The sequence below is a fragment of the Nocardia sp. NPDC024068 genome, from assembly GCF_040638875.1.
Taxonomy (GTDB): domain Bacteria; phylum Actinomycetota; class Actinomycetes; order Mycobacteriales; family Mycobacteriaceae; genus Nocardia.
The window spans coordinates 117,230-139,622 of sequence record NZ_JBEZYU010000003.1 but is presented as its reverse complement, the minus strand read 5'-3'; the positions used below and the strand labels follow the sequence as shown (position 1 = coordinate 139,622).

Genomic DNA, 22,393 nt, shown 5'->3' with positions numbered 1-22,393 from the left:
CAACGCGAACCGGCGAGGTCCGCGGACGAACGGCGGGAGTTTTCGTGAGCGAGCACTCAGAAGACTGGGACGAATCGGCCGGGCTGGCAATGCTTGCCTCCGCACTGGCCGGGCGGGCTGTCACGATAGGACAGACCGGCCCCGGCGAGCCGAGTTGGACCGACGGCCGATGTGTCTACCTGGACCCCACCGAGAGTCGGCGGGAACAGCGGCGGTCGCTCGCCCTGCACTCCTGTCTGATCGGTGCGGGCGGGCTCGATCCGAATGTGCTGCGCGCGCTCGGCCGCCGAACCGGAACGGCGGCCCGGTATCTCACGGTCGAAGGTCACCGCGCGCTGCTCGCTCACGCGGCCGTGCTACCCCGCGACATGCTGGACCTGGTCGACCACGAGGTGGCCGCGATGGCCGTCGGCACAGCCGACTCGCTCGCCGTGGCGAGCGGCCGTACCCGGTTACCCGCTCCGCCAGGCTGTTTCGGGATCCTCCGCGCCCGGTCGGTGGTTCCGGACGATCCGCCCGGTTCTCTCGGCACCGGGAGTCACCGACCCCGGTCCCGGTCATCGCGTGAGCTGGACGAACCCGACGATACGGGCGCCGATGACAATGTCCCCGATAAGTTCTCCAGTCCGATCGGGGGCGGTGGGCTCCTGGGTGGGCTGTTGCGCAAACTGCTCGGCGCGAGCCGGGGTGGCGGCCGCAACGGGCACCCCGGAGCCGACTCGGCCGGATACCGCGGCCGTTCCGGGCCCCGGGGCGCGGGTGCGGTGACGTCGAGCGCCACCGCCCCGGCCGGCACCACCCGGCCCGGCGGCCACCGGTCCGGTGCGCCCACCTATCCCGAATGGGATATCCACCGGCGGCGCTACCGCCACCACTGGTGCACGGTCCTCGAAACGGAACCCGATCCGGCGCCGGATCCACGGCTGCCGCACTGGGACCGGCAGACCCTGCGACAGCCCCTCGCCCGTCTGGACACCACCCCCGCCCCACTCCGCAGACAGCGGCAGGGCGATGAGCTCGATATCGACGCGGTCGTGGAATCGCGGGTACAGATCCGTACCGGATCGGCACCGGAAGAAGCCGTCTATCTCGATACCCCGAGACGCCGGCGTGATCTGTCCGTGCTGATCCTGCTGGACATCTCGGGTTCGGCCGCCGAACCGGGTGGCGACGGGCGCCCGGTCCACGAACATCAACGCTGCGCCGCCGCGGCGTTGGCCGTGACACTGCACGAACTCGGTGACCGCGTCGCCCTGTACGGTTTCCGGTCCCAGGGCCGCGGCGCCGTGCACCTGCTGCCGGTCAAACGGTTCGACGACCCGTTCGCGCTGCGGGCGCGGCAGCGTCTGCACGGCCTCCAGCCCGGCGCCTACTCGCGTCTGGGCGCGGCGATCCGGCACGGCACCTCGGTGCTGCGCACCGGGGGCGGGACCTCCCGGCGGCTCCTGCTCGTCCTGTCCGACGGTCTCGCCTACGACACCGGCTACGACCGCGGCTATGGCGCCGCCGACGCGCATCGAGCGCTGGCGGAGGCACGCGGCGACGGAATCGGCTGCGTCTGCCTGACCGTCGGGGCGGCCACCGGGGACGCCGAGCTGGCCGCGGTCTTCGGGAGCGCGGCGCATGTCACGGTGCCCGATACCGGCCATCTGGCCGGAGTCGTCGGTCCGCTGTTCCGGAGCGCCCTCGCTGCCGGGTGCCGGTGACGAGAGCGTCCGGGACGGCGGGTGGCCGCGACCTACGGCCCCGAGACCCGGGCCGCGGGGCCGGGCCCCGGCCCGAATATCTCGGTCAGCGCCCGCAGGACATCGGCGGTCTGGTCGTCCGGACCGCCGCGCGTATGGGCCGCCACCGTGAAGCCCGGGCCGAAGGACGCCGAGGCCACCTCCGGCGGCGGTAGATCGGACCAGCCCCATTTGCTGCCCTGCACGCCGGGCAGGGTCGCGGTGCCCCAGTTCTGCGCGGTCCCGTCGGCGGCCATCGGCGGGGCCGTGGCCATCCACTCCAGGATGGGCGACCCGGGGTCGGTGGCCTGCTTGGCCGCGAGGAAATCGGCCAGGTCGGCGCTGCTGGTGGTGGACATCTGCCACCCGGGGCCGGGCGCGGTCCGGTCCAGTCCGTACTCGGCGGCGACCGCACCGATCGCCTGCGGATACTTCGCCCCGATCGCGTCGGCGGCCGCATCATCGGATACCCGGATCATTCGTTCGGCGGCCGCGCGGTCCGCGGCGGAACCGTCACCGTGGCGCAAGGCATAGTCCGCCAGGTACAGCTTCGACATCGACAACGCACTACGCGGTTCGTCCGCGTTCGCGGTACCCCATCGGGTGCCCCCGGGACCTCGTAGCGCCAGCGATGTCCGTTCCGGCATGCTCTCGGCCGGGACGACCACCGCGCCCGGTTCGGAGCCCGGGGCGGCCGCCACCGGCACCGCGACCGCCCCACTGCAGGCCGCGGCGACCAGAGTCGCCATGACCACGGTCCGGTAGCTCATGGTCTTCTCCTCTGCTTCCGGCACCTCGAACGGGTCGGGCCCGCACGGTGACGTCGGAAGCCGCTTCCGGTGGGAAGACCGGCCGGATCGGCTACCTCGCACAACCGTGGGCGTGCGAGCTCATCTGCAGGTCGGCGCTCCTTCCAGCCGGATCGGGTCACGGTCGGCAGACCGGATATACCCACTTTTCCGCGCATGAACAGGCCCGTGGCGACGGTTCCTCACCGCCACCACGCTCGTGCCACCGGTCAGGGCGAGGTCCGACCGGCGGTCACAACCCGCCGTTCGCCGCGAGAACCTCGAACGCGGTATCGGCGCTGCGCCACAGCGCGTCCATCTCCGCCCGCACCGCGGGTGCGGCGGCGGGGTCCTGCAACGCGAGCCCGTTGCCGAAGATGACCACATTGGCGCCCGCGTCGGCCAGCCGCAACAGCGGACCGGTGGCCACCCCAGCGCCGAGTACCGCATCCAGCCCCGCACCGAGGAAATAGAACCGCCACAGCGGCCCCAGATCGGCGCCGTACACCTGGTCGGTGATATCGACGATGAGGAATCCGTGACTCGCGATGGCGTCCACGATCCGGAAATGGTCGATCGCGTTCGCCGCGACGGCGCGGGTGGCGGCCACGGATTCGGAGAGATCGATCGTGAGGTGGGCGTTGTAACCGGCCATCGCCACCCGGGCCGGGGAGAGTTCACACTGCCGGGCGAGCCGGAAGTAGTGGTTCCAGTGCGGTGCCGCCGGAGTCCCGGTGAACTCGGCGTGCACATTGCGCAGGAATCGCAGCAGCAGGTCGAGACTGACGCGATGGGCCCATTCGGGGTCGGCGAACGCGGCCGGATCGCGCTGGAGCGGCATCACCGCCGCGTGTTCGACCGCGTCGAGTCCCACCGCGAACAGGCCGCGCCGGTCGCGGTTTTCCACCAGGATCTCGGTGATCCGCCGGTTCTGTTCGACCGCGCGTTCCAGCCGGGCCGCGGCCGGGCCGGAACCCTCGTCGGCCAGTGCCGAGGTGTCGGACAATGCGACGATCTCGGCGGCGGATTCGGCCGATATCGGGGCGCCGCAGGCGCTACCGGCTTCGCGGGCGGCCGCGGCGGCCGGCGCGAGCGTCGCGCCGACGGCACACAGCAGGCCGGCGATGAGAACGCGGAGGAATCTCGCGGGAGTGGGGCTGGGCATAGTGCGTCGCTCTCGGTCGAGGAACGAACCGGGCGGGGAACCGCACGGTGACACCGGCGCACACACGGCCGGGCGAGTCGTGATGTCAGCGGCGCGGGATCGCCGTCGACCAGAGCGCCCACAGGACCAGCAACGGCTGGAACAGCAGGCGGGCGAACCGCAACTCATCGGTGTCGAGCCGGAATGCCGGCCGCTTACCCTGCCATTGGGCGATATTGCCCGGGAACACCGCGACGAAGAACAGCGCGGTGAGCCGGCCCAGCCGCACCCGGTCCCGGGTGAGCACGGCCAGCCCCGCGCCGAGCATGATCTCCACCCCGCCCGACGCCATGACGACGCCGTCCTTGTCCAGTGGCACCCAGTCGGGCACCTGGGCCTGGAAATCCCGCCGCGCCCAGAACAGATGGCTCAGCCCCGCGAAGATCAGCGCCCCGGCGAGCAGCAGCCGGGCGGCGGTGCGGAGACGAGTGGTGGGTGGTGGTGGCGGTGATTCGGCGCATTCGGCACTGCCCATAGGCGGCAGCCTACCTGCGGAGCCGGGGCAGTTCGCTGTTGCGGCGGCCGTGTCGCCCGGTTGTCGCGGCGGCCGGTCACGTCCACCCGATCGACCATGTCTCGGCCGACCGGGTCATGCCGGCGGCGCTCCCTCCCGCACCGGGCGACCGGCCGGAGGCCGGGGCCGCGCGCGGCCGTGGATACGCGGCCACCCGGGCGAGGCGGTGGCGAAGGTCTGGGGCATTTCCGCGCACGTCCTCAGGCGCCGCGGCACACCACAGACCTCGATCGGCATCTCGGTGTCGAGGTCGGCGACGAACGCGATCTCGGCACGGCCGTCGTCGACCCCGCCCGGCACCCGGGGTCACCACTGCGCTGATATCTCCGGGAGCTGCGACCTCCGGGATCCGGAAGAACCGCAGCGGGCGGGCGGTTCGACTTGCCGAATGCGATCCCGTCGGCTGGGATCGGTGCACGTGAGCGGAGACAATACGGTGACGAGAACCGCCGGCCCCGGAATGCTGGGGCGGCGCGCACTGCTACAGGCCGGGGCCCTGGCCGCCGCGGTCCCCGCCGTCGCGGCACCGGTCGCTCGCGCGGGGGTTCCGGTGTTCGGCCACGGCATCGCCTCGGGTGATCCCTTGCCCGACGGTGTGATCATCTGGACGCGGGTCACCGTGAGCCCCGATGCGGCACCGGGTTCGGGGACCGGACCGGCGGTCACCGTGCGGTGGGAAATCGCCGCCGACGACCGGTTCGCCGTCGTGGTGGCCGGCGCAACGGTCACCACGACCAGCGAATCGGACCATACGGTGAAGATCGACGTCCGAGGGCTGGCGCCGGGACGCGAGTACTTCTACCGGTTCCTCGCCCTGGGTGAGACCTCACCGGCCGGGCGCACACGCACCGCCCCGGCCGATGACGCCTCCCCCGGCCGCCTCCGCTTCGGCGTCGTGTCCTGCTCGAATTGGGAGGCCGGATACTTCGCCGCGTACCGCCACCTCGCCGGCCACGGCGATCTGGACGCCGTCATCCATCTGGGTGACTACCTGTACGAATACGCGGCCGGACAGTTCGGCGGCCCGGGTGGCCCGGTGCGGCGGCACGAACCGGCGCACGAGATCGTCTCCCTCGCCGACTACCGGATCCGGCACGCCCAGTACAAGACCGACCCCGACCTCATGGCCCTGCACGCCGCGGTCCCGTTCATCTGCACCTGGGACGATCACGAATCCGCCAACAACTCCTGGGCGGGCGGGGCCGAGAACCACGATCCCGGCGAGGGTTCCTGGGCGGATCGCCGCGCCGCGTCCGTGCGGGCCTACCTGGAATGGATGCCGGTGCGCGCCCGCACCTCCGGCGGCGCGGTGCAGCTCTACCGGCGCCTGCGGTTCGGCACCGCGGCGGAGCTGTCGATGCTGGATCTGCGCAGCTACCGGGACGCCCCGCCGCGGCCGGGCTCCCGGGACAGCGACGATCCGGGCCGCACGATCACCGGCGCCGCCCAGATGCAGTGGCTCACCACCGGACTGACCTCGGGTTCGGCGCGCTGGCAACTGGTGGGGAATTCGGTGATGCTCTCCCCGTTGCTGTTCCCGCCGCTCGACCCCGGGACCACCGCGGCAGTCACCGAAGCCCTCGGCATCCCGCGCTCCGGTATCGCACCCAACACCGACCAATGGGACGGCTACACCGCCGACCGGTACCGGCTGCTCACCACCCTCGTCGACCACGGGGTCGCCGATATCGTCTATCTGACCGGCGATATCCACAGCTCATGGGCCGCCGACGTACCACTCGACGCGGCACGCTATCCCGGCGGCCCCACCGCGGGAACCGAATTCGTGGTGCCGTCGGTGACGTCCGCGGGGATCGGGGATCTGCTCCACGCACCCCCGCGCACCGCCACCGTCGCGCTCGAGGAATCGGTCAAAGCACTCAACCGGCATATCCATTACGCCGAACTCGACTCCCACGGTTACGGACTCCTCGATATCTCCGCCGATCGCGCGCTCATGGAGTGGTACTACGTCGGCGATGTCACCGATGCCCGCACGGGGATCCGGCTCGCCGCCCGCGCCGCGGTATCGCACGGCGGCCGGCTCCGGTTCGGAGCGGACTGACGCAACCGGGTGCGGCGTTCCTACTCACGCCGCCCGCGTCGGACAGCGAAAAGCGCGGATGCCACACCATTGCCGGTCGTCGTGTGCGGCCCGCGTGGAAACACGCCGGACCGAACGGGACCAACACCGGAAATCTCCGGACCTGCGCGCTCTCGGATCGAATGAGCGAAGAGGGGCCGGTTTGCGGAACAGCTGCCCAACGCTATACAACAGGTACGAAAGCGCAGTGCCACAGCGGACGCGACGGAGGCCGGCGGTTCCCGGCCCCGGCGAGTCTGCCGATAGTTCATGTAGACCCACTCCGAAGGAGTCCTCATGGTTCTGCCGGTGCCCTGGGCTGTATTCGAAATGGGAACCCGGTTGTTCGTGGGCGGTGTGCTGATCGCCTGGGGTGTCGCCATGCTGCATTCCACCGCGACCCGGCGCGAAGTCTGGTTCGCCGCATACCAGCTGATTCCCGCTCGGCTGGTGCGACCGGTCGCCCTGCTGATTCCCCCGGTGACACTGCTCGCCGGGATCCTGCTGCTGTCCGGTGCATTCGCGATCATCGCGACGATCACCGCCGGCACGGTACTCACGGCAGTTGTTGTGGCGCCGGTCGTGGCCCATGGACGTGGCCTGACCCTCACCGGCGGTGGCCTGTACCGGCTCCGGCCACTGCTGTCCCGTTACGCCGTACTGCGTAACGCTCTCTTCCTGGTCGCCGTCGTCCTCGTCGGATTCCGGGGCACAGCTGCCCCGGCGCTCGCCGCCCGGGACGTCTGGCTCCAAACCGCCACGGTCACGGCGATATCGGTGGCCGCGATCGCGATCACCCTCATCCATCGCGTGCGCCGGCAGCGCCCACGGCTCGCTGCCGCCACCGCCTGAGCGAAAGGAATTTCCATGTTTTCGCGCCGCAGCATGTTCCGTAATTCCGGCGCAGGCGCGCTGGCCGCGCTCGCCACGGCGGTTTTCCCGGAATTCGCCCGCGCCGAGGTCCCGCGGCCCGGACATCCGGACCGCGGTGACAGGCGCCGCAGCTATGGTGACGACGGCTACGGCTACCAGACGTCCGGGTACGGCGAGTACGGATACAGGGCGGCCCCTGACAGTTTCGGGCCCCGGTAGCGTGGCCCGCATTCACGCGGGCGGGACCGGGCAGACCCGTCGCGCCGCACGGCACGCGTCGAGCGCTCGGCGGCGCTTCGGCACCGCGCCGCTCACGATCATCGGGGAGTTCGCCGCCGACGGCGGAGACCGGGGCGCCAACGAATACCTGGCGCTCGGCCTGCACGACGCGGGTGTCCGGGTCAATGTGGCGCCGCTCGGTCTGGATCCCGCCGGCTGTTCCGCGGAGTTCCTGGCGCTGGTCGAGAAGTCGTCGGCCCGCGTGGACGGTCCGGTGCTCTACTGCGGATGGCCCGGCGCACCCGAAGCGGACTGCCTGCTGGGCACCGACCTGTTCATCCGGACCACCTGCGAGAGCTCCCGGATCCCCGAACACTGGGTGCGGCAACTCGATCGGGCCCGCGCCGTCATCGTGCCGAGCCGCTATGTCGCGAATGTCTTTCGCGCCTGCGGCGTCACGGCGCCCGTGCACATCGTCGCGGCCGGAGTGGATACGCAACGCCACGCGTTGCGCGAACGCCCGGTGCGCCGGGGGCTCACCACCTTGATGGTGGGCATGATGGAAACCCGGTCCGAGAATTATCGCGAAGGTATCGCCGCCTGGCAGGAGGCCTTTCGACACGATCCCGCCGCGCGGCTGGTGATCAAGTCGTGGCGCGGCTGGCCGGACTGTCATACGGCCGCCGACCCGCGAATCCAGATCGAAACGGTGACCGGGCGCGCCCGCAGCGACTCGCGGTGGTATGCCACGGCCGATGTCGTACTGGCGCTGGGCAACGAGGGTGCGCCGACCACCGCGCTGGAGGCGATGGCCACCGGCCTGCCGGTGATCGCCTTGGATTCCGAAGGTCACGCCGACCTCTGCCGTGATGCCGCCGACCTGATCCTGCCCGTCGAACCGGCGACCTGGCGCCCGTACCGGCATCCGTTCGGCGAGACCTCGCACGGCGCGGTGGCGATCCCGGACGTCGACGATATCGCCGCACGCCTCCGCTGGGTGGCCGGGCACCGCTTGGAGGCGGTGGATCTGGGCCGCGCCGCGGCGCGCTGGGTCCGTGAACACCGCGATATCCGGCGTTGCGGCCCCGAGGTGCTGGCGGTGGTCGAGGAGCACCGCCGGACCCGGCGATCGCTGCGTTCCGGCGGTGCGGCCGCTCGGACGGGAGGTGTCCGCCCGGTCCCGGCCCTTCCCGATAGCCCGCCCCCGGCCCGCGAGCGAATCGCGCGGCCGGGCGATCCGCCGCTGTGGAGTCTCCCCGACGGCTCCGCGCCGATCGGGGTCGTGACGCTGTGGACACCGGAGATCGCGCACTGGGCACGTCCGCACGCGGAGGACAAATACGCCTACTGCGCCCGCCACGGCTTCGCGTTCTACGGATACGCCGGAGTCTTCACCACCGCACGGGCGCCGCACTGGTCGAAGATTCCGGCCGTACAACGGCATCTGGGCGATCACGACTGGATCTACTGGACCGATGCCGACGCTGCCATCACGAACTTCGATGTGGATCTGCGTGATCTGTGCGACGACGACTACGACTTGATCGTCACCCACGACGAGCTCGGACTGAACTCGGGCAGTTTCCTGTTGCGCAACAACGCCCGTGGTATCCAGCTGCTGCGCAGCACCTGGCGGCACGAAGTATCGGGCCTCTTCTACGAGCAGACCGCGATGACCCGCGCGATCGCGCTGCATCCCGAACTCCGCGTCAAGGTGGTGGCGAAGCGATCGATGAACAGTTTCTGGAACGAGCACCGGCCCGGCGACTTCATCATGCACGCCGCGGGCCAGCCCACCGACGCCAAAATCGCGCTACTCGACGCCTTCCGGGCCCACGCGGTGGGCCGAACCCGGACGGCAGGCCGCCACCGCGAGGGCCGGATCGGTGCGTAATCCGGCATCGTGGGCGCCCCGCATCATTCCGGTGTCACCGGCGCGAGCGGTCGCGGGCTGCCGTCGGCACGCCTCCGAGCCGGCAGTCCGCCGCCGGGCCGGCCGGATCGCTTCCGCGGCGAGATCGACGTCGCCACCGGGACAGGTGGTCGGCGCAGAGTCGCAGGCATCGAATCCCCTGCGCGCACAGTGGATATCGAGGACATCCGCGCCCGGGTGATATCGACGTCCCGTTCCGGGAACCGTTGCGGGCTACTGGACGAGGCAGCCCGGGAGGTACACCGCCGTGTTCACGAAATCCTGAGAACGCCGGGCGGGCCGATCGGCACCAATCGCCACAGCGAGGTGACCTCGTGCCGCCGGGCTTCATGGAGCGGGTCGGCGGGGTCGGAAGCCCGTGGGTGCCGCGGCGAGGTGTCGTAGCGGGCGGCGACGCGAAGTCCGGCATCGGCAATACGTGTGAGTAGTTCGTCGCGGGTCCGCAGGCCGAGCCGTTCGGCGAGGTCGGACAGGACGAGCCAGCCTTCACCGCCGGGAGTGAGGTGGTCCGGAAGCCCGTTCAGGAAGCGGCGGAGCATATCGGAGCCGGGATCGTAGATGCCCAGCTCGAGAGCCGAGGTCGGCTGCGCGGGGAGCCAGGGTGGGTTGCACACCACCAGGTCGGCTCGGCCGTCCGGCCACAGGTCCGCCTCGACGACCCGCGCGCGATCGGCGACGCCGAGCCGGCGCAGGTTCGCGCGTGCGCACGTCACCGCCCGCCGGTTGATATCGGTGGCCACCACCTGGGCGCCGCGTCGGGCGAGAACCGCGGCGAGGACTCCGGTGCCGGTACCGAGATCGAACACCAGTGGTTGCTCGGCACCGGAGGGCAGTGGCGCTCGGGCGACCAGATCGACGTATTCGCCCCGGACCGGAGAGAAGACCCCGTAGTCCGGGTAGATGTGCGCATCCAGCGCGGGAATATGGACGCCCTTCAGGTGCCACTGATAGGCGCTGAGCACACCGAGCAGTTCCGGCAGCGAGACACAGGTCCGCCCGGTCCCACTACCGGCCGGGTCCTCGGCAGGGGCGCCGTACGCGTGATCGCAGGCTTTTCGCACATCCGGCGCTCGCCGCAATCCGAGGGAATAGCCGGGCTCCAGTACGACCAGCAGCCTGCCGAGCAGTTCGGCTCGCGCGGCCCGCCGCGCGCGATGCCCCTCGAAGAGGGACGCCACATCGCTTCCGCCGGCCCCGGCGCGCGGACCCCGTTGGTGACGGCGTTCCAGGGCCCGGATGAGCTGGCGAGCGTTGTGGAAATCCCCCCGCCACAGCAGACCCGTCTCGGCCCTGGCGAGCCGGTGGGCAGCGTTCGCGGTGGTGCGGTCGTCGACCACGACAACGCGGGCGGGCGCCGGGGACGCGTTCTCGGAATGCCACCGGGCCGAGAACGCCGATCCGTTTTCGTTCCAGCTGATCGTGCTCATGTTGAACTCCTGTGGGGACGAAGGTGCCTCGGATCGGCATCGCTTCGATGCAGGAGTACGGCAGGAACTACCCGGCGATCGGCACGAGGGCAGGACGGAACGCTCCCGCGTCGAAGCGCGGGCACCGATCACCCGGCACCATGCCCATGACCACGGTCGATTCCCTCCGTCGTGAATCCCCATGATCCCATACGCCCGCCCGGACCGAACCAGGCCACCACCGCCGGCGCCGGACCGGCGCATAATTCGAATCGCGGCCGCTTTAATCATTCCGGTGTCACCGGGGCGTTGGTTCAATTCCGGAATGCCACAGTTTCGTTGTCTCGCCACGCGTTTCCGTCACCGGACCGTCGCGATGATCCTCGCGGTCGCGACGGCGGGGGTCATGGTCACCGGCTGCGCGGCCGGCGACGAACCGGGCGCGGTATCCCTCGGCACTCCCCTGCCCACCGAGATCCCGCCGGGCACCACCCTGGTGGTCGCCGATCAGCAGGAACGGTTCCAAACCGCGTTGCGGGCTTCCGGTGAGCTGGAGAAACTGCCGTTCAAGGTGGAATTCGCCAACTTCATCGGCGGCCCGGAGATTCTGGAGGCCTTCCGGGCGGGCGCGGCCGATGTGGCGCCGGTCGGTGATGTCCCGCCGATCCATGCCCTGGCCGCGAAACAGGATGTGCCGATCGTGGCCGCCTACCAGACCGATCCCGACGGTATCCAGCTCGCCGTCGCACCGGGTGTCACCGCGACATCGGTCGCGGATCTCCGGGGAAAGAAGATCGCCTACGCGGAGGGCACCGCACAGCAGGCCGCTGTGCTGCGCGCCCTGGACCTGGCCGGACTCACCACCTCCGATGTCGAACTGGTGCGGTTGCAGCTGTCGGATTTCAACGACGCGGTCCGCACCGGTCAGGTCGATATCGCCCCGCTGAACGAGCCGCGGCTCACCCGGTTCCTCCGGACACCGGGCGCCACGGTGATTCCGGCCGAGAAGACCCAGGGCATCTATTTCGGGCTCGGCTACCTCTACGCGCGCCGGGAAGCGACGGCCGAGCCCGCGAAGGCCGCCGCGCTGCGGGCCCTGGTCGGGGCTTTCGTGCGCTCGTTCCACTGGACAAACACCCATCGCGACGAATGGGCGCGTACCTACTACATCGAGAACCAGAAGATCAGCGCCGAGGATGCCGGGCGGATCGTGGACTCACTCGGCGAGTTCACCTTCCCCCACCTGAATCAGCAGTTGGTCGACCAGCAGCAGGCCACGATCGATGTGATCGACGCGGCCGGTGAACTGCCCCGCGATATCGATGCCGCCGACGGATTCGATCTGCGTTTCGACGAGGTGATCACGCAGGCCGTGACCGCGGCCGGCGCCCGGTTCGAACAACAGGAGAAACGCTAGTGGCGACCATCGACCTCCCCGCCGGGACCAGATCCGGTACAAGGTCCCGGACCGCGACCCCTCGTCCCGTCCGCCGGCCCGTACGCCTCGGCCCGGGCAGGCCCATACCGTTCGGCTTCGCGATCGGACCGGCCCTGCTGGTGCTCGCCTGGGTACTCGGATCCGTATCCGGCGCCCTCGATCCGGAAACGCTGCCGGCGCCGTGGGATGTGCTCCGCACCGCGGCGGATCTGGCAGCCGAGGGGACCCTGCAGTCCAATCTGCTCACCTCCTTGCAGCGCGCCGCGATCGGCCTGGCGCTGGGGGTCTCGATCGGGCTGGTGCTCGCTCTGGTCTCCGGCCTGAGCCGGCTGGGAGAGGCGGTGGTCGACGGACCGGTGCAGATCAAACGGTCGATCCCGACGCTGGCCCTGATCCCGCTGTTCATCGTGTGGTTCGGCATCGGCGAGGAGATGAAGCTCATCGTCATCACCGCCGCGGTTCTGGTGCCGGTCTACATCAACACTCACGCCCAGTTGCGCGGTGTCGACGCCCGCTATGTGGAACTGGCGCAGACGGTGGGGCTGTCGCGGTGGGGTTTCATCCGCCGGGTCGCGCTGCCCGGTTCGCTGCCTGGGTTCTTCACCGGCCTGCGGCTGGCGGTCACCATCTCGTGGCTGGCGCTGGTCGTGGTCGAGCAGGTCAACGCCACCAGCGGTATCGGCTATCTGATGACCCAGGCGCGCACATACGGGCAGATCGACGTGATCGTGGTCGGGCTCGTGATCTACGGACTACTGGGACTGTTCGGCGACCTGGCCGTCCGGACACTGGAGAGGAGAGCGCTGGCATGGCGGCAGACACTCGCGGACTGACCGCCCCGGCGGACACCGGACTCACCGTTCGCGTGCGGGATCTCACCCGGTCCTTCGGCGAACGGACGGTGCTGGACGGCGTGGATCTCGATATCGCCCGTGGTGAGTTCGTGGCGCTGCTCGGGCGTAGCGGTTCGGGTAAGAGCACCCTGCTGCGGGCCCTCGGCGAACTCGACCCCGATGTCACCGGAGGCGGCGAGATCCACGTTCCGCGCGAACGCGCCGTGGTGTTCCAGGACTCCCGGCTGCTGCCGTGGACCAAGGTCCTGGACAACGTCACCCTCGGGCTCACCGGCCCCGGCGCCGCCCGCCGCGGCCGGGAGGCGCTGGACGAAGTCGGTCTCGCCGGCCGGGAGAAGGCCTGGCCGCGCGAGCTGTCGGGCGGCGAACAGCAGCGTGTGGCGCTGGCCCGCTCGCTGGTCCGGGAACCCGCACTGCTGCTCGCCGACGAACCCTTCGGTGCGCTGGACGCGTTGACCCGGCTCCGGATGCACCGGCTGCTGCAGGATCTGTGCGCCCGGCACCGGCCCGCGGTGCTGCTGGTCACGCACGACGTCGACGAGGCCATCCTGCTCGCCGACCGCGTCCTGGTGCTCGACGAGGGCCGGATCGCTGTCGATATCCCGATCGAGCAGACCCGGCCCCGCCGGCACGGCGATCCCGCCTTCCTCCACCACCGCGAACGACTCCTGACCGCGCTCGGCGTGGACACCGACCGCAACCAGCAAGAGGACACCAACCGATGACCGAACCCCGCCGGCTCAGCCTGAACGCCTTCATCTATCCGGCCGGCCACCACGAAGCGGCCTGGCGGCATCCCGCCAGCCGCCCCGACCGCATCTACGACGTCACCTATTACCAGGAGATCGCCCGCACCGCGGAGGCCGCCACTTTCGACGCGGTGTTCTTCGCCGACGGACCGGCGCTGCGCACCAATGTCGCCTACAACGCCGCTCCCGGCCTGGAGCCGATCACCCTGCTCACCGCCATCGCCGCGGCGACAACGCATCTGGGCCTGATCGCCACCGCCTCGACCACCTATTACGAGCCCTACAATCTGGCCCGGCTCTTCTCCTCGCTCGACCATATCTCCGGTGGCCGGGCGGGCTGGAATATCGTGACCACCGGAACCGACCTGGCCGCCGCGAATTTCGGGCTCGACCGGCATCCCGATCATGCCGAACGCTATGCCCGGGCCCGCGAATTCGTCGACGTGGTCACCGCGTTGTGGGACAGCTGGGAGGACGACGCGATCCTGCTCGATCGCGAAGCGGGCCGCTACGCCGATCCGGACAAGATCCATCCCATCCATTTCGCCGGTGAGCATCTGCGGGTCCGGGGCCCGTTCAACGCGGCCCGCACTCCGCAGGGCCGTCCGGTCCTGGTTCAGGCCGGAGCGTCCAACGACGGTCGCGCCTTCGCCGGCCGCTATGCCGAGGCGATCTTCACCGCGCATCAGCAACTCACCGACGCCCAGGCCTTCTACACCGATATCAAACGCCGGGCCCGGGAATTCGGCCGTGCGCCCGAACAGGTGAAGATCCTGCCCGGGATCAGCCCGTTCATCGCCGGCACCGAGGCCGAGGCGAAGCGGCTGGAACGGGAGTTCAACGAACTCACGGTGCCCGAATACGGTCTCGGACAGCTCGAATCGCTGGCCGGTGCCTCCCTGCGGCGGTTGCCGCTCGACGAACCGGTGCCGGTGGAATTGTTCGCCGACGCCGGCGACGTCACCGATAACGCGGCGAGCCGCCGCCAGGTCGTCGCGGGTATCGTCCGCCGCGAACGCCCGACGCTGCGCGGTCTGCTGCACCGGCTGGCCGGCGCCCGCGGGCACCGGGTGTTCGCCGGAGCGCCGGAGCAGGTCGCCGACACCATCGAGGAATGGTTCCGGTCCGGGGCGGCCGACGGTTTCAATGTGATGCCGCCCTACTATCCCGGCGGGCTGGAGATCTTCACCGAGACCGTGGTGCCGATCCTGCGGGAGCGCGGCCTGTTCCGCACCGAGTACACCGGCACCACCCTGCGCGATCATTTCGGTCTGCCCACACCGGCGAGCCGATTCGCGCCGGCCCCCGCGGGCGTCTGACTCTCGCCGGGCGGCAACGGAAACGGGACGGCGGACCTGTCAGGGCAGGTCCGCCGTCCCGTTTCCCGGTGCCGTGTCAGGCGGCGCGCGCCCCGGACAGGCCCCATTCCCGGGCGAGCAGCCGATGCGAGGTGAGCCGGTCCTCGTGCCGGTGGGTCACACTGGTGACCACCAGTTCGTCGGCGCCGGTCAGATCCCGCAGTGCGGACAGCCGCGCCACCACGGCACCGGGGGTTCCCACGAACTGGGTGCGCAACCGGTCGTCCACCAGCTGTCGCTGATCATCGGTGAGCGGCGGGGCGGTATCGGGGTCCAGGAATTCGCCCGCCCCGGCCCCACTGCGGATACCGGCCACCCAGTGCCCGTAGGTGGAGGCGAGGTGGCGGGCCCGGGCCTCGTCCTCGGCGACCACGACATCCGCGGAGACCACCAGGTAGGGCCGCGGGAAGCGCGGGGACGGCCGGAACGCGGCCCGATAGGCCTCGACGGTTTCCAGCACTGTTCCCGGTGAGACGTGATAGCTGGCGACGAACGGCAGACCGAGCCGCCCCGCCAGCTGCGCGCTCTCACCGCCGCTGCTCCCGAACAGCCACAGCTGCACATCCGCGCCCTCCCCCGGCACGGCCCGCAGGTGCACGCCGTCGGAGGTGGTGTAGGTGCCGTCGAGTAAGGCGCGGATCTCCGCGACCTGCCGGCCGTAGTCCAGCGGTTCGGCACCCGGAAGCCGTAGGACTTCCAGGGACGCCGCGAGCCGGCGGGTATCGCGGATCTGCCCCGGCGGAAACGGCGGCGGTACCACGACGCCGTCGCGGACCACGGTCGGCCGCGCGGGCGGCGGTGCGGCCGCGGCGGGTCCGGACGGAATCCGGTGCGCCGAACGGCCCAGTCCGAGATCCAGACGGCCCGGGTAGAGCGCGTCGACGGTGCCGAACGCCTCCACCACCGAAGCCGAGGTCCGGAACCCCGCCTGGACCGCGGCCGATCCCACCCGGATCGTCTCGGTGGCGGCGGCGATGAGCGCGATGAGTTCGGTCGGTGACGAGGACGCCACCGCCACGAAATGATGTTCGGCGACCCAGAAGCGCCGGTATCCCCATGCTTCGGCCTGCCGGGCCAGATCGATCGTGTTGCGGATCGCCTGCCGGGCATCGGATCCGGTGCTGATCGGGGAAAGGTCCAGCACCGACAGCGGTATCGTCATGACGCTTTCACCTGTTCGCCGCTCCGATGGGGATGCCGCAGGCCGAGATGGTCGCGCAGGGTGGTGCCGGTGTACTCGGTGCGGAAACTGCCGCGCTCCTGGAGTTCCGGGATCACTCTGTCGACGAATTCGTCCAGGCCGTGTGGAGTGAGGCGCGGTACGAGAATGAACCCGTCGGCCGCGTCCTGCTGGACATAGTGGTCGATATCGGCGGCCACCTGGGCGGGCGAGCCGACGAACTGCTGGCGGGCGGTGACCTCGATGATCAACTCACGGATGCTGAGTTTCTGTGCCTCCGCCCGCGCGCGCCAATCCCGTGCCACCGCGAGGGGGTCCTTCGCGTGCCGCACCCGGCCACGGGTGATGTTCGCGTCGTCGACAGGGTCCAGATCTGGCAGCGGGCCGTCGGGATCGTAGCCGGACAGGTCGCGGCCCCACACCTGTTCGAGGAAGGAGATCGCGGTCTGCGGCCCGACCTGTTGCCGCCGGATATGCCGGGCGCGCTCCTCGGCGTCGGCACGGTTGTCACCGAGGACGAAGGTGGCGGCCGGGAGGATGAGCAGATCATCGCGTTGCCGGCCGTAACGGGCGAGGCGGCTCTTCATATCGGTGTAGAAGCGCTGTCCGGCCGCCAGTTCGCCGTGCCGGCTGAAAATGGCGTCGGCGGTGGCGGCCCCGAATTCCCGGCCTTCGTCGGAATCTCCCGCCTGGATCTGCACCGGATGACCCTGCGGGCTGCGCGGAAGCACGTAGTGGCCCGAGATATCGAATTGTTCTCCCGTATACCGGAACTCCGGTATCGGGCCGGTGAACACCCCGCGCTCCCGGTCGATGATCACCGTGTCGTCGGGCCAGCTGTCCCACAGCGCCCGGGTCGCCGCGATCACCTCGGCGGCCCGGGTGTAGCGCTGGGCGTGCGGAAGGTAGCCGCCCCGGCGGAAATTCTCCCCGGTGAACGCGTCGGAGGAGGTGACGGCATTCCAGGCGGCCCGGCCGCCGGACAGGTGATCCAGTGTGGCGAATTGGCGCGCCAGTTCGAACGGTTCGTTGTAGGTGGTGTTGATGGTGCCCGCCAGACCGAGTCGGGTGGTGACCCCGGCCAGCGCGTTGAGCACTGTGAACGTATCGGGTCGCCCGACCACGTCCAGATCGTGGATACGGCCGCGATGTTCGCGCAGCCGCAGTCCTTCGGCGAGGAAGAAGAAATCGAAGAGTCCGCGTTCGGCAGTGCGGGCCAGATGTACGAATGAATCGAAATCTATCTGGCTGCCGGATTCGGGGTCGTTCCATACCGTGGTGTTGTTGACGCCCGGGAAGTGGGCGGCGAGGTGAACCTGTCTGCCTGGTCTCGATATCGCCATGTCATACCCGTTCGGTCGTGTACCGGTTGAGGGGGCGCGGCAGCCCCAGGCGACCGCGCAGTGTGGTGAGCGGAGCCGAAAGTCGTTCCAGGAAAGCGGGCAACGCCAGGGGTCGCAGGACCACTCCGTCGGCGCTCTCCTGCCGGTGCGCGGTATCGAGCAGGGCACGCAGCGAGCCGGACGTCCCGATATGCCGCAGTGTCCCGGCGGCCGGGGTGGGGATCCACTGTTCCAGCTGCGCGACCTCGTCGGCCGCGACTTCCGCGGTCGCCGCGATATGCACCTCGATATCGAGCAGGACGCGGATCAGGTCGGGGTCCCGGCCCGCGGCCGCGACGGCGGTCCGCAGCGCCGCCCGGGTTTCGGCGGCCGCGGCCGGATCATCGGCGCGGATACGGATCAGGTCGGCGCGGCGCACCGCCACCCGGGTGGCGTCGGCTCCGGAAGCCCGCACCGCGACCAGCGGCTGCCCCTGCGGGGACCGGGGCGTGATGGACGGGCCCTTGACCGTGAAATGGTCGCCCACGAAATCGATGTAGTGCAGTTTGTCGCGGTCGATGAACCGGCCGGTCGGGACATCCCGGATCTCGGCGTCGTCTTCCCAGCTGTCCCACAGGCGGGTGACCACCTCGATCGCCTCATCGGCCTCGTGCCACAGGGACACCTCCGGCTGTTCGGATTTGCGGCCGAACAGCCGTGCCTGTTGCACACCGGGCGAGACGGTGACCTCCCAACCGGCCCGGCCGGAGGTTGCGTAGTCCAGCGAGGCGACCGCCTTGGATACATGGAACGGTTCGGTATGAGTGACCGGGACCTGCGGAATCAACCCGATGCGCCCGGTCGCCGGGGCGACCCGGGCCGCGATCCCGGCTGCCTCCGGACGGCCCCGCACACCCTCGGCCTGCAGCGCGAAGGAATCCGGCAGGAAGGCCAGGTCCAGGCCGGCCCGTTCGGCGGCGCCGACGAGATCCACCCAGTACCCGGCGGTGAACAACTCCTCCGCCCGCGAATCGGCACGCCGCCAGGACGCGGGATGAACACCGGTGCCCGCCAATTCCACGGCGGTCAGCAGCGGAGACCCCTGTGGCATCACGCGGTCCTTTCTCTCGGCCGGTGCCGGCCCGCGGCACCGGGCACGGCGAGCAGCAGCTCCCGGGTGTACTCGTGCTGGGGAGCCTCGAAGATCTCTGCCGTCCGGCCGGTTTCGACGATCCGGCCCGCCCGCATCACCGCGACCCGGTCGCTGGTGCCGCGCACGACGGCGAGGTCGTGGGAGATCAGCAGATAGCTCAACGCCAGCTCGGATTGCAGATCGTCGAGCAGGCCCAGGATCTGGGCCTGCACCGAAACATCCAGGGCCGAAACCGGTTCGTCGAGAATGACCAGCTCCGGGCGCAGCGCCAGGGCGCGGGCGATGGCCACCCGTTGCCGCTGGCCACCGGACAGTTCCGCCGGACGCCGGGCGGCGCTGTCCGGCGGTAACGCCACCTGGTCCAGCAGTTCGGCCACCCTGGCCCGGCGGCCCGCCCGGTCCCCGAGACCGAACGCCCGCAGCGGTTCGGCGACGATCGCCTCGACGCTCAGTTTGGGATTGAGCGAGGCGTAGGGGTTCTGGTACACGATCTGGATACGCCGCCGCCACTCCCGCAATCGCGCACCGCGCAGGGCGGCGATATCGGTGCCGTCGAATTCGACACTGCCGCGGTCGGGCCGCTCCAGCCGGGCGATCATCCGGGCGGTGGTCGACTTGCCGGACCCGGATTCCCCGACGAGCGCCAGGGTTTCGCCGCGCCGCACGGTCACCGAGACATCGGCCACCGCCGCCAGGCTCGTACCGCGGGTGATCCGGAAGGTCTTGTACAGCCCGTGTGCCGAAAGCAGCGGTGCGGGTGTGGCAGGCGATCGTGTGGGGCGCGCCGGACCATCGGTCTTGGGCACCGCGGCCAGCAGGCGGCGGGTGTATTCGTGCCGAGGCCGGGTGAAAACCTCTTCGGCGGTCCCGGTTTCCACGATCCGGCCGCGATGCATCACCACGATCCGGTCCGCGCGATCGGCCGCCACGCCGAGGTCGTGGGTGATCAGCAGGACCGACGCGCCGGCTTCGGCGGTGCGTCCGGCGAGGTGGTCGAGGATCCGGCGCTGCACGGTGACGTCGAGGGCGCTGGTCGGTTCGTCCGCGATGATCAGCCGGGGGCCGCAGGCCAGCGCGATACCGATGAGCACCCGCTGCCGCTGACCACCGGAGAGGTCCTGCGGGAACTGCCGCGCCCGCAGTTCCGGCCGATCCAGTCCGGCGTCGGTCAGGATCCGGACCGCCTGGGCCCCGGCGGTGCGCCGGTCGGCGCGGCCGTGGATGCGCAGCGTCTCCGCCACCTGGTCACCGACCCGCAGTACCGGGTTCAACGAGATCGCCGGGTCCTGCGGCACCAGTCCGATCCCGGCTCCGCGTATCCGCCGCCACGCCTTCGGCGACAGACGGTCTATCCGTTCCCCGGCGAATTCGATACTGCCCGAGGTGATCTCACCGCCGCCGCCGAGCAGTCCGATGATCGCGTGCGCGAGGGTGGACTTCCCCGATCCGGATTCACCGACCACGGCAACGGTTTCGCCGGCCCGCACGGTGAGCGACACCTCGTCGACGGCCTCGGTCACGATATCGCCGGCCCGGTAGGCGACGGCGAGCCGGTCGACCCGCAGCAGAACATCACCGGTATCGATCGGCCTCTGCTCGCCCCGCGATCCGCTCACAGCTGCCCGCCCGTGAGAAACAGTCCGGGCATCCGCCCGGCCTGATCGGCGTGGAAGGACCAGCCCGCGCCCAGGAATCGGCCGAGCCGGCGCACGGCCGCGGCCGGCCCGCTGTCCGGTCGCCGACGCCGGTCCTGCGGCCGGTCACCGAATCGAACCCCGTGATATTCGGGTGCTGTCACCGCAATCCCTCCTGTGCGAGGACCCGTCCGAGCCGTTGGGTGGCCAGCACCACCGCGACGATGACCAGACCGGGCAGGGTGGTGAGCCACCAGGCGGTGGCCAGATAGTTACGTCCCTCGGAGATCAGCGAACCCCATTCCGGGGTGGGTGGAGTCGCGCCGTAGCCGAGGAAGCTCAGTGAGGACACCGCGAGCACCGCCATCCCGAATTCCACCGCGGCCAGCGCCGCCACCGGGGCGTAGGCATTACGCAGGACGTGCCGTAACAGGACGGTGTACCAGCGCACCCCGGAGGCGAAGGCCGCCTCCACGTACGGTGCGCGCCGCACCCGCAGTACCTCGGCCCGCATCACCCGGGTGAAGCGCGCGATGAGCGCCACTCCCACCGCCAGCGCGACATTGCCGGTGCCGAAACCGAGCACCGTCACCAGGGCCAGCGCCAGCAGCAGCTCCGGGATCGACAGCAGCACATCCACACCCCGCATGACCGCGCCGTCGAAACGGCCGCCGACCGCACCCGACAGCAGCCCGAGCAGCGAACCGGCGACCAGGCCGATCGCCACCGCGAGCACGGTGGCCGTCAGCGACAAGGCCGCCGCGTGGACGACCCGGGTGTAGAGGTCGCGTCCCAGATTGTCGGTGCCGAACCAATGTCCCGGACCGGGTCCGCGGAACTTCTCGGCCGGCACGCCGGTGAGCGGATCGCCGCCGGCGAACCATCCCGGCGCCGCCGCCCAGCCGAGCACGAGTACCAGGACCCCGGCCGAGAGTGCGACGCCTGCTCCGGTCCGCCATCGCGCCGGGCTCGCGAGGCGCGGCTTCCGCACGGTGCTCGACTCAGGCATACGCGACCGCCTTACCGCGTGAACTGTCCGTCACCCGTGCGTCCAGTAGCGGATACACCAGGTCGACTACGAGGTTGACCAGCACATACACCGCGGCGGAGAAGACCACGATGCCCTGCACCACCGGGATGTCCTGGTTCAGCACCGAGGTCTGGGTCAGCCGGCCGATCCCCGCCCGCGCGAAAACCGTCTCCACGATCACCGATCCGGCCAGCACCGTGCCCACCCAGACGCCCGCGACGGTAAGCGCCGGACCGATCGCGGCGCGCAGGACGTGCCGCCACTGCACCCACATCCGCGAGGCCCCTTTGGCGTAGGCGACGGCAACGAACGGCTGTCGCCAGGTGTCGACCAGATTGCTGTGGAGCACCTGCGCGATCACCGCGCCCACCGGCACGGCGAGGGTGACCGCCGGCAGGATCGTCCCCGTGAACCCCGTGCCGCCGAAAGCGGGCACCAACCGCAACTGGAACGAGAACAGGTGCAGCAGGATCAGCCCGACCCAGAACGTGGGCATCGCGGTACCGATGGGCGGTAGCGCGGTGAGCAGCTCTCGTAACCACCCGCGTTCGGTGTAGGCCGCGGCCAGGGCCAGCCCACCACCGAAGACGACGGCCGACACGAGGGTCGTACCCGCCAGCGCGAGCGTCGAGGGCACCGCTTCGCCGATGGCCGCGACCACCGTCTGCCCGGTGGTCAGCGAAAAGCCCAGATCCCCGCGCACCGCGTGCGTGAGCGCGGTCCAGTACTGTTCCCATACCGGCCGGTCCAGGCCGTACCGGGCCTGGAGTTCGGCCACCGCGGCCGCGTCGACCGGAGTTCCCGGAGTGGCGTCCACCGCCAGCTGCACCGGATCCGCCGGGAGCAGATACAGCACCCCGAAGGTCACGGTGAACGCCGCCCACAGGACGCCCGCCGCCTGCAGGACCCGGATCAGCACGTACCGGATCAT

General features: G+C 70.3%; 20 protein-coding genes. 9 read left to right on the top strand and 11 right to left on the bottom strand.

The features are described 5' to 3' along the window. Positions 1-44: 44 nt before the first annotated feature. On the top strand, positions 45-1,706 hold the full coding sequence (locus AB0F41_RS05790; protein ID WP_357421555.1) for a nitric oxide reductase activation protein: 1,662 nt from the start codon (positions 45-47) through the stop codon (positions 1,704-1,706). A 32-nt stretch (positions 1,707-1,738) separates the two neighbouring features. Here the strand turns inward: AB0F41_RS05790 and AB0F41_RS05785 are convergent, their stop codons facing one another. The 3 genes from AB0F41_RS05785 to AB0F41_RS05775 all read right to left on the bottom strand — a co-directional run bounded on the left by AB0F41_RS05785 (position 1,739) and on the right by AB0F41_RS05775 (position 4,191). Continuing rightward, positions 1,739-2,494, bottom strand: coding sequence for a hypothetical protein (locus AB0F41_RS05785; RefSeq protein ID WP_357421554.1), 756 nt, complete (start codon positions 2,492-2,494; stop codon positions 1,739-1,741). Between the two features lie 271 nt (positions 2,495-2,765). Next, positions 2,766-3,677 (bottom strand): DUF5995 family protein, encoded by a 912-nt coding sequence (locus AB0F41_RS05780; RefSeq protein WP_357421553.1) that lies wholly within the window; start codon positions 3,675-3,677, stop codon positions 2,766-2,768. Between the two features lie 85 nt (positions 3,678-3,762). Then, entirely contained in the window at positions 3,763-4,191 is a 429-nt protein-coding gene (locus AB0F41_RS05775) for a hypothetical protein (RefSeq protein ID WP_357421552.1), read from the bottom strand. A gap of 499 nt (positions 4,192-4,690) precedes the next feature. Here AB0F41_RS05775 and AB0F41_RS05770 point away from each other — a divergent pair, with 499 nt between their 5' ends. The 4 genes from AB0F41_RS05770 (at position 4,691) to AB0F41_RS05755 (ending at position 9,299) form a co-directional block, all read left to right on the top strand. Beyond that, positions 4,691-6,295 carry an alkaline phosphatase D family protein gene (locus AB0F41_RS05770; protein WP_357421826.1) on the top strand — a complete coding sequence of 535 codons (1,605 nt, stop codon included), beginning with the start codon at positions 4,691-4,693 and terminating at the stop codon, positions 6,293-6,295. Positions 6,296-6,610: 315 nt separating this feature from the next. After that, positions 6,611-7,165 carry a MauE/DoxX family redox-associated membrane protein gene (locus AB0F41_RS05765; RefSeq protein ID WP_357421551.1) on the top strand — a complete coding sequence of 185 codons (555 nt, stop codon included), beginning with the start codon at positions 6,611-6,613 and terminating at the stop codon, positions 7,163-7,165. A gap of 15 nt (positions 7,166-7,180) precedes the next feature. Next, complete coding sequence (locus AB0F41_RS05760; RefSeq protein ID WP_357421550.1) at positions 7,181-7,405, top strand: hypothetical protein; 225 nt, start codon at positions 7,181-7,183, stop codon at positions 7,403-7,405. Between the two features lies 1 nt (position 7,406). Continuing rightward, on the top strand, positions 7,407-9,299 hold the full coding sequence (locus AB0F41_RS05755; RefSeq protein WP_357421549.1) for a glycosyltransferase: 1,893 nt from the start codon (positions 7,407-7,409) through the stop codon (positions 9,297-9,299). Between the two features lie 290 nt (positions 9,300-9,589). On the opposite strand, the gene AB0F41_RS05750 is transcribed toward AB0F41_RS05755, so the two are convergent. Then, positions 9,590-10,765: a class I SAM-dependent methyltransferase gene (locus AB0F41_RS05750; protein WP_357421548.1), complete on the bottom strand. Its 1,176-nt coding sequence runs from the start codon at positions 10,763-10,765 to the stop codon at positions 9,590-9,592. 304 nt (positions 10,766-11,069) lie between these two features. On the opposite strand from AB0F41_RS05750, the gene AB0F41_RS05745 reads away from it, so the two are divergent. The 4 genes from AB0F41_RS05745 to AB0F41_RS05730 are packed head-to-tail and all read left to right on the top strand — an operon-like array spanning position 11,070 to position 15,104. Next, positions 11,070-12,161 (top strand): ABC transporter substrate-binding protein, encoded by a 1,092-nt coding sequence (locus AB0F41_RS05745; protein ID WP_357421547.1) that lies wholly within the window; start codon positions 11,070-11,072, stop codon positions 12,159-12,161. Next, the gene (locus tag AB0F41_RS05740) at positions 12,161-13,015 is read left to right on the top strand and encodes an ABC transporter permease (RefSeq protein WP_357421546.1); all 855 of its coding nucleotides are present in this window, start codon (positions 12,161-12,163) and stop codon (positions 13,013-13,015) included. Before AB0F41_RS05745 ends, AB0F41_RS05740 begins: the two co-directional genes overlap by 1 nt. Beyond that, entirely contained in the window at positions 12,991-13,761 is a 771-nt protein-coding gene (locus AB0F41_RS05735) for an ABC transporter ATP-binding protein (RefSeq protein ID WP_357421545.1), read from the top strand. Before AB0F41_RS05740 ends, AB0F41_RS05735 begins: the two co-directional genes overlap by 25 nt. Next, a complete protein-coding gene (locus AB0F41_RS05730) occupies positions 13,758-15,104 on the top strand; it encodes an LLM class flavin-dependent oxidoreductase (protein WP_357421544.1) in 1,347 nt (448 codons plus the stop codon). The genes AB0F41_RS05735 and AB0F41_RS05730 overlap by 4 nt, the downstream gene beginning before the upstream one ends. Before the next feature lie 76 nt (positions 15,105-15,180). On the opposite strand, the gene AB0F41_RS05725 is transcribed toward AB0F41_RS05730, so the two are convergent. From AB0F41_RS05725 to AB0F41_RS05695, 7 genes are read right to left on the bottom strand one after another with little or no spacing between them, the layout of a single operon-like run. Next, positions 15,181-16,305 carry an LLM class flavin-dependent oxidoreductase gene (locus AB0F41_RS05725; RefSeq protein WP_357421543.1) on the bottom strand — a complete coding sequence of 375 codons (1,125 nt, stop codon included), beginning with the start codon at positions 16,303-16,305 and terminating at the stop codon, positions 15,181-15,183. Then, positions 16,302-17,666, bottom strand: a complete 1,365-nt coding sequence (locus AB0F41_RS05720; RefSeq protein ID WP_357421542.1) for an NtaA/DmoA family FMN-dependent monooxygenase — start codon at positions 17,664-17,666, stop codon at positions 16,302-16,304. The genes AB0F41_RS05725 and AB0F41_RS05720 overlap by 4 nt, the downstream gene beginning before the upstream one ends. A 1-nt stretch (position 17,667) precedes the next feature. Further along, positions 17,668-18,756 carry an LLM class flavin-dependent oxidoreductase gene (locus AB0F41_RS05715; protein WP_357421541.1) on the bottom strand — a complete coding sequence of 363 codons (1,089 nt, stop codon included), beginning with the start codon at positions 18,754-18,756 and terminating at the stop codon, positions 17,668-17,670. Further along, the gene (locus AB0F41_RS05710) at positions 18,756-20,366 is read right to left on the bottom strand and encodes an ABC transporter ATP-binding protein (protein ID WP_357421825.1); all 1,611 of its coding nucleotides are present in this window, start codon (positions 20,364-20,366) and stop codon (positions 18,756-18,758) included. The genes AB0F41_RS05715 and AB0F41_RS05710 overlap by 1 nt, the downstream gene beginning before the upstream one ends. Positions 20,367-20,410: 44 nt before the next feature. Continuing rightward, a complete protein-coding gene (locus AB0F41_RS05705) occupies positions 20,411-20,596 on the bottom strand; it encodes a hypothetical protein (RefSeq protein ID WP_357421540.1) in 186 nt (61 codons plus the stop codon). Further along, a complete protein-coding gene (locus AB0F41_RS05700; protein ID WP_357421539.1) occupies positions 20,593-21,441 on the bottom strand; it encodes an ABC transporter permease in 849 nt (282 codons plus the stop codon). Before AB0F41_RS05700 ends, AB0F41_RS05705 begins: the two co-directional genes overlap by 4 nt. Continuing rightward, the gene (locus tag AB0F41_RS05695; protein WP_357421823.1) at positions 21,434-22,393 is read right to left on the bottom strand and encodes an ABC transporter permease; all 960 of its coding nucleotides are present in this window, start codon (positions 22,391-22,393) and stop codon (positions 21,434-21,436) included. The genes AB0F41_RS05700 and AB0F41_RS05695 overlap by 8 nt, the downstream gene beginning before the upstream one ends.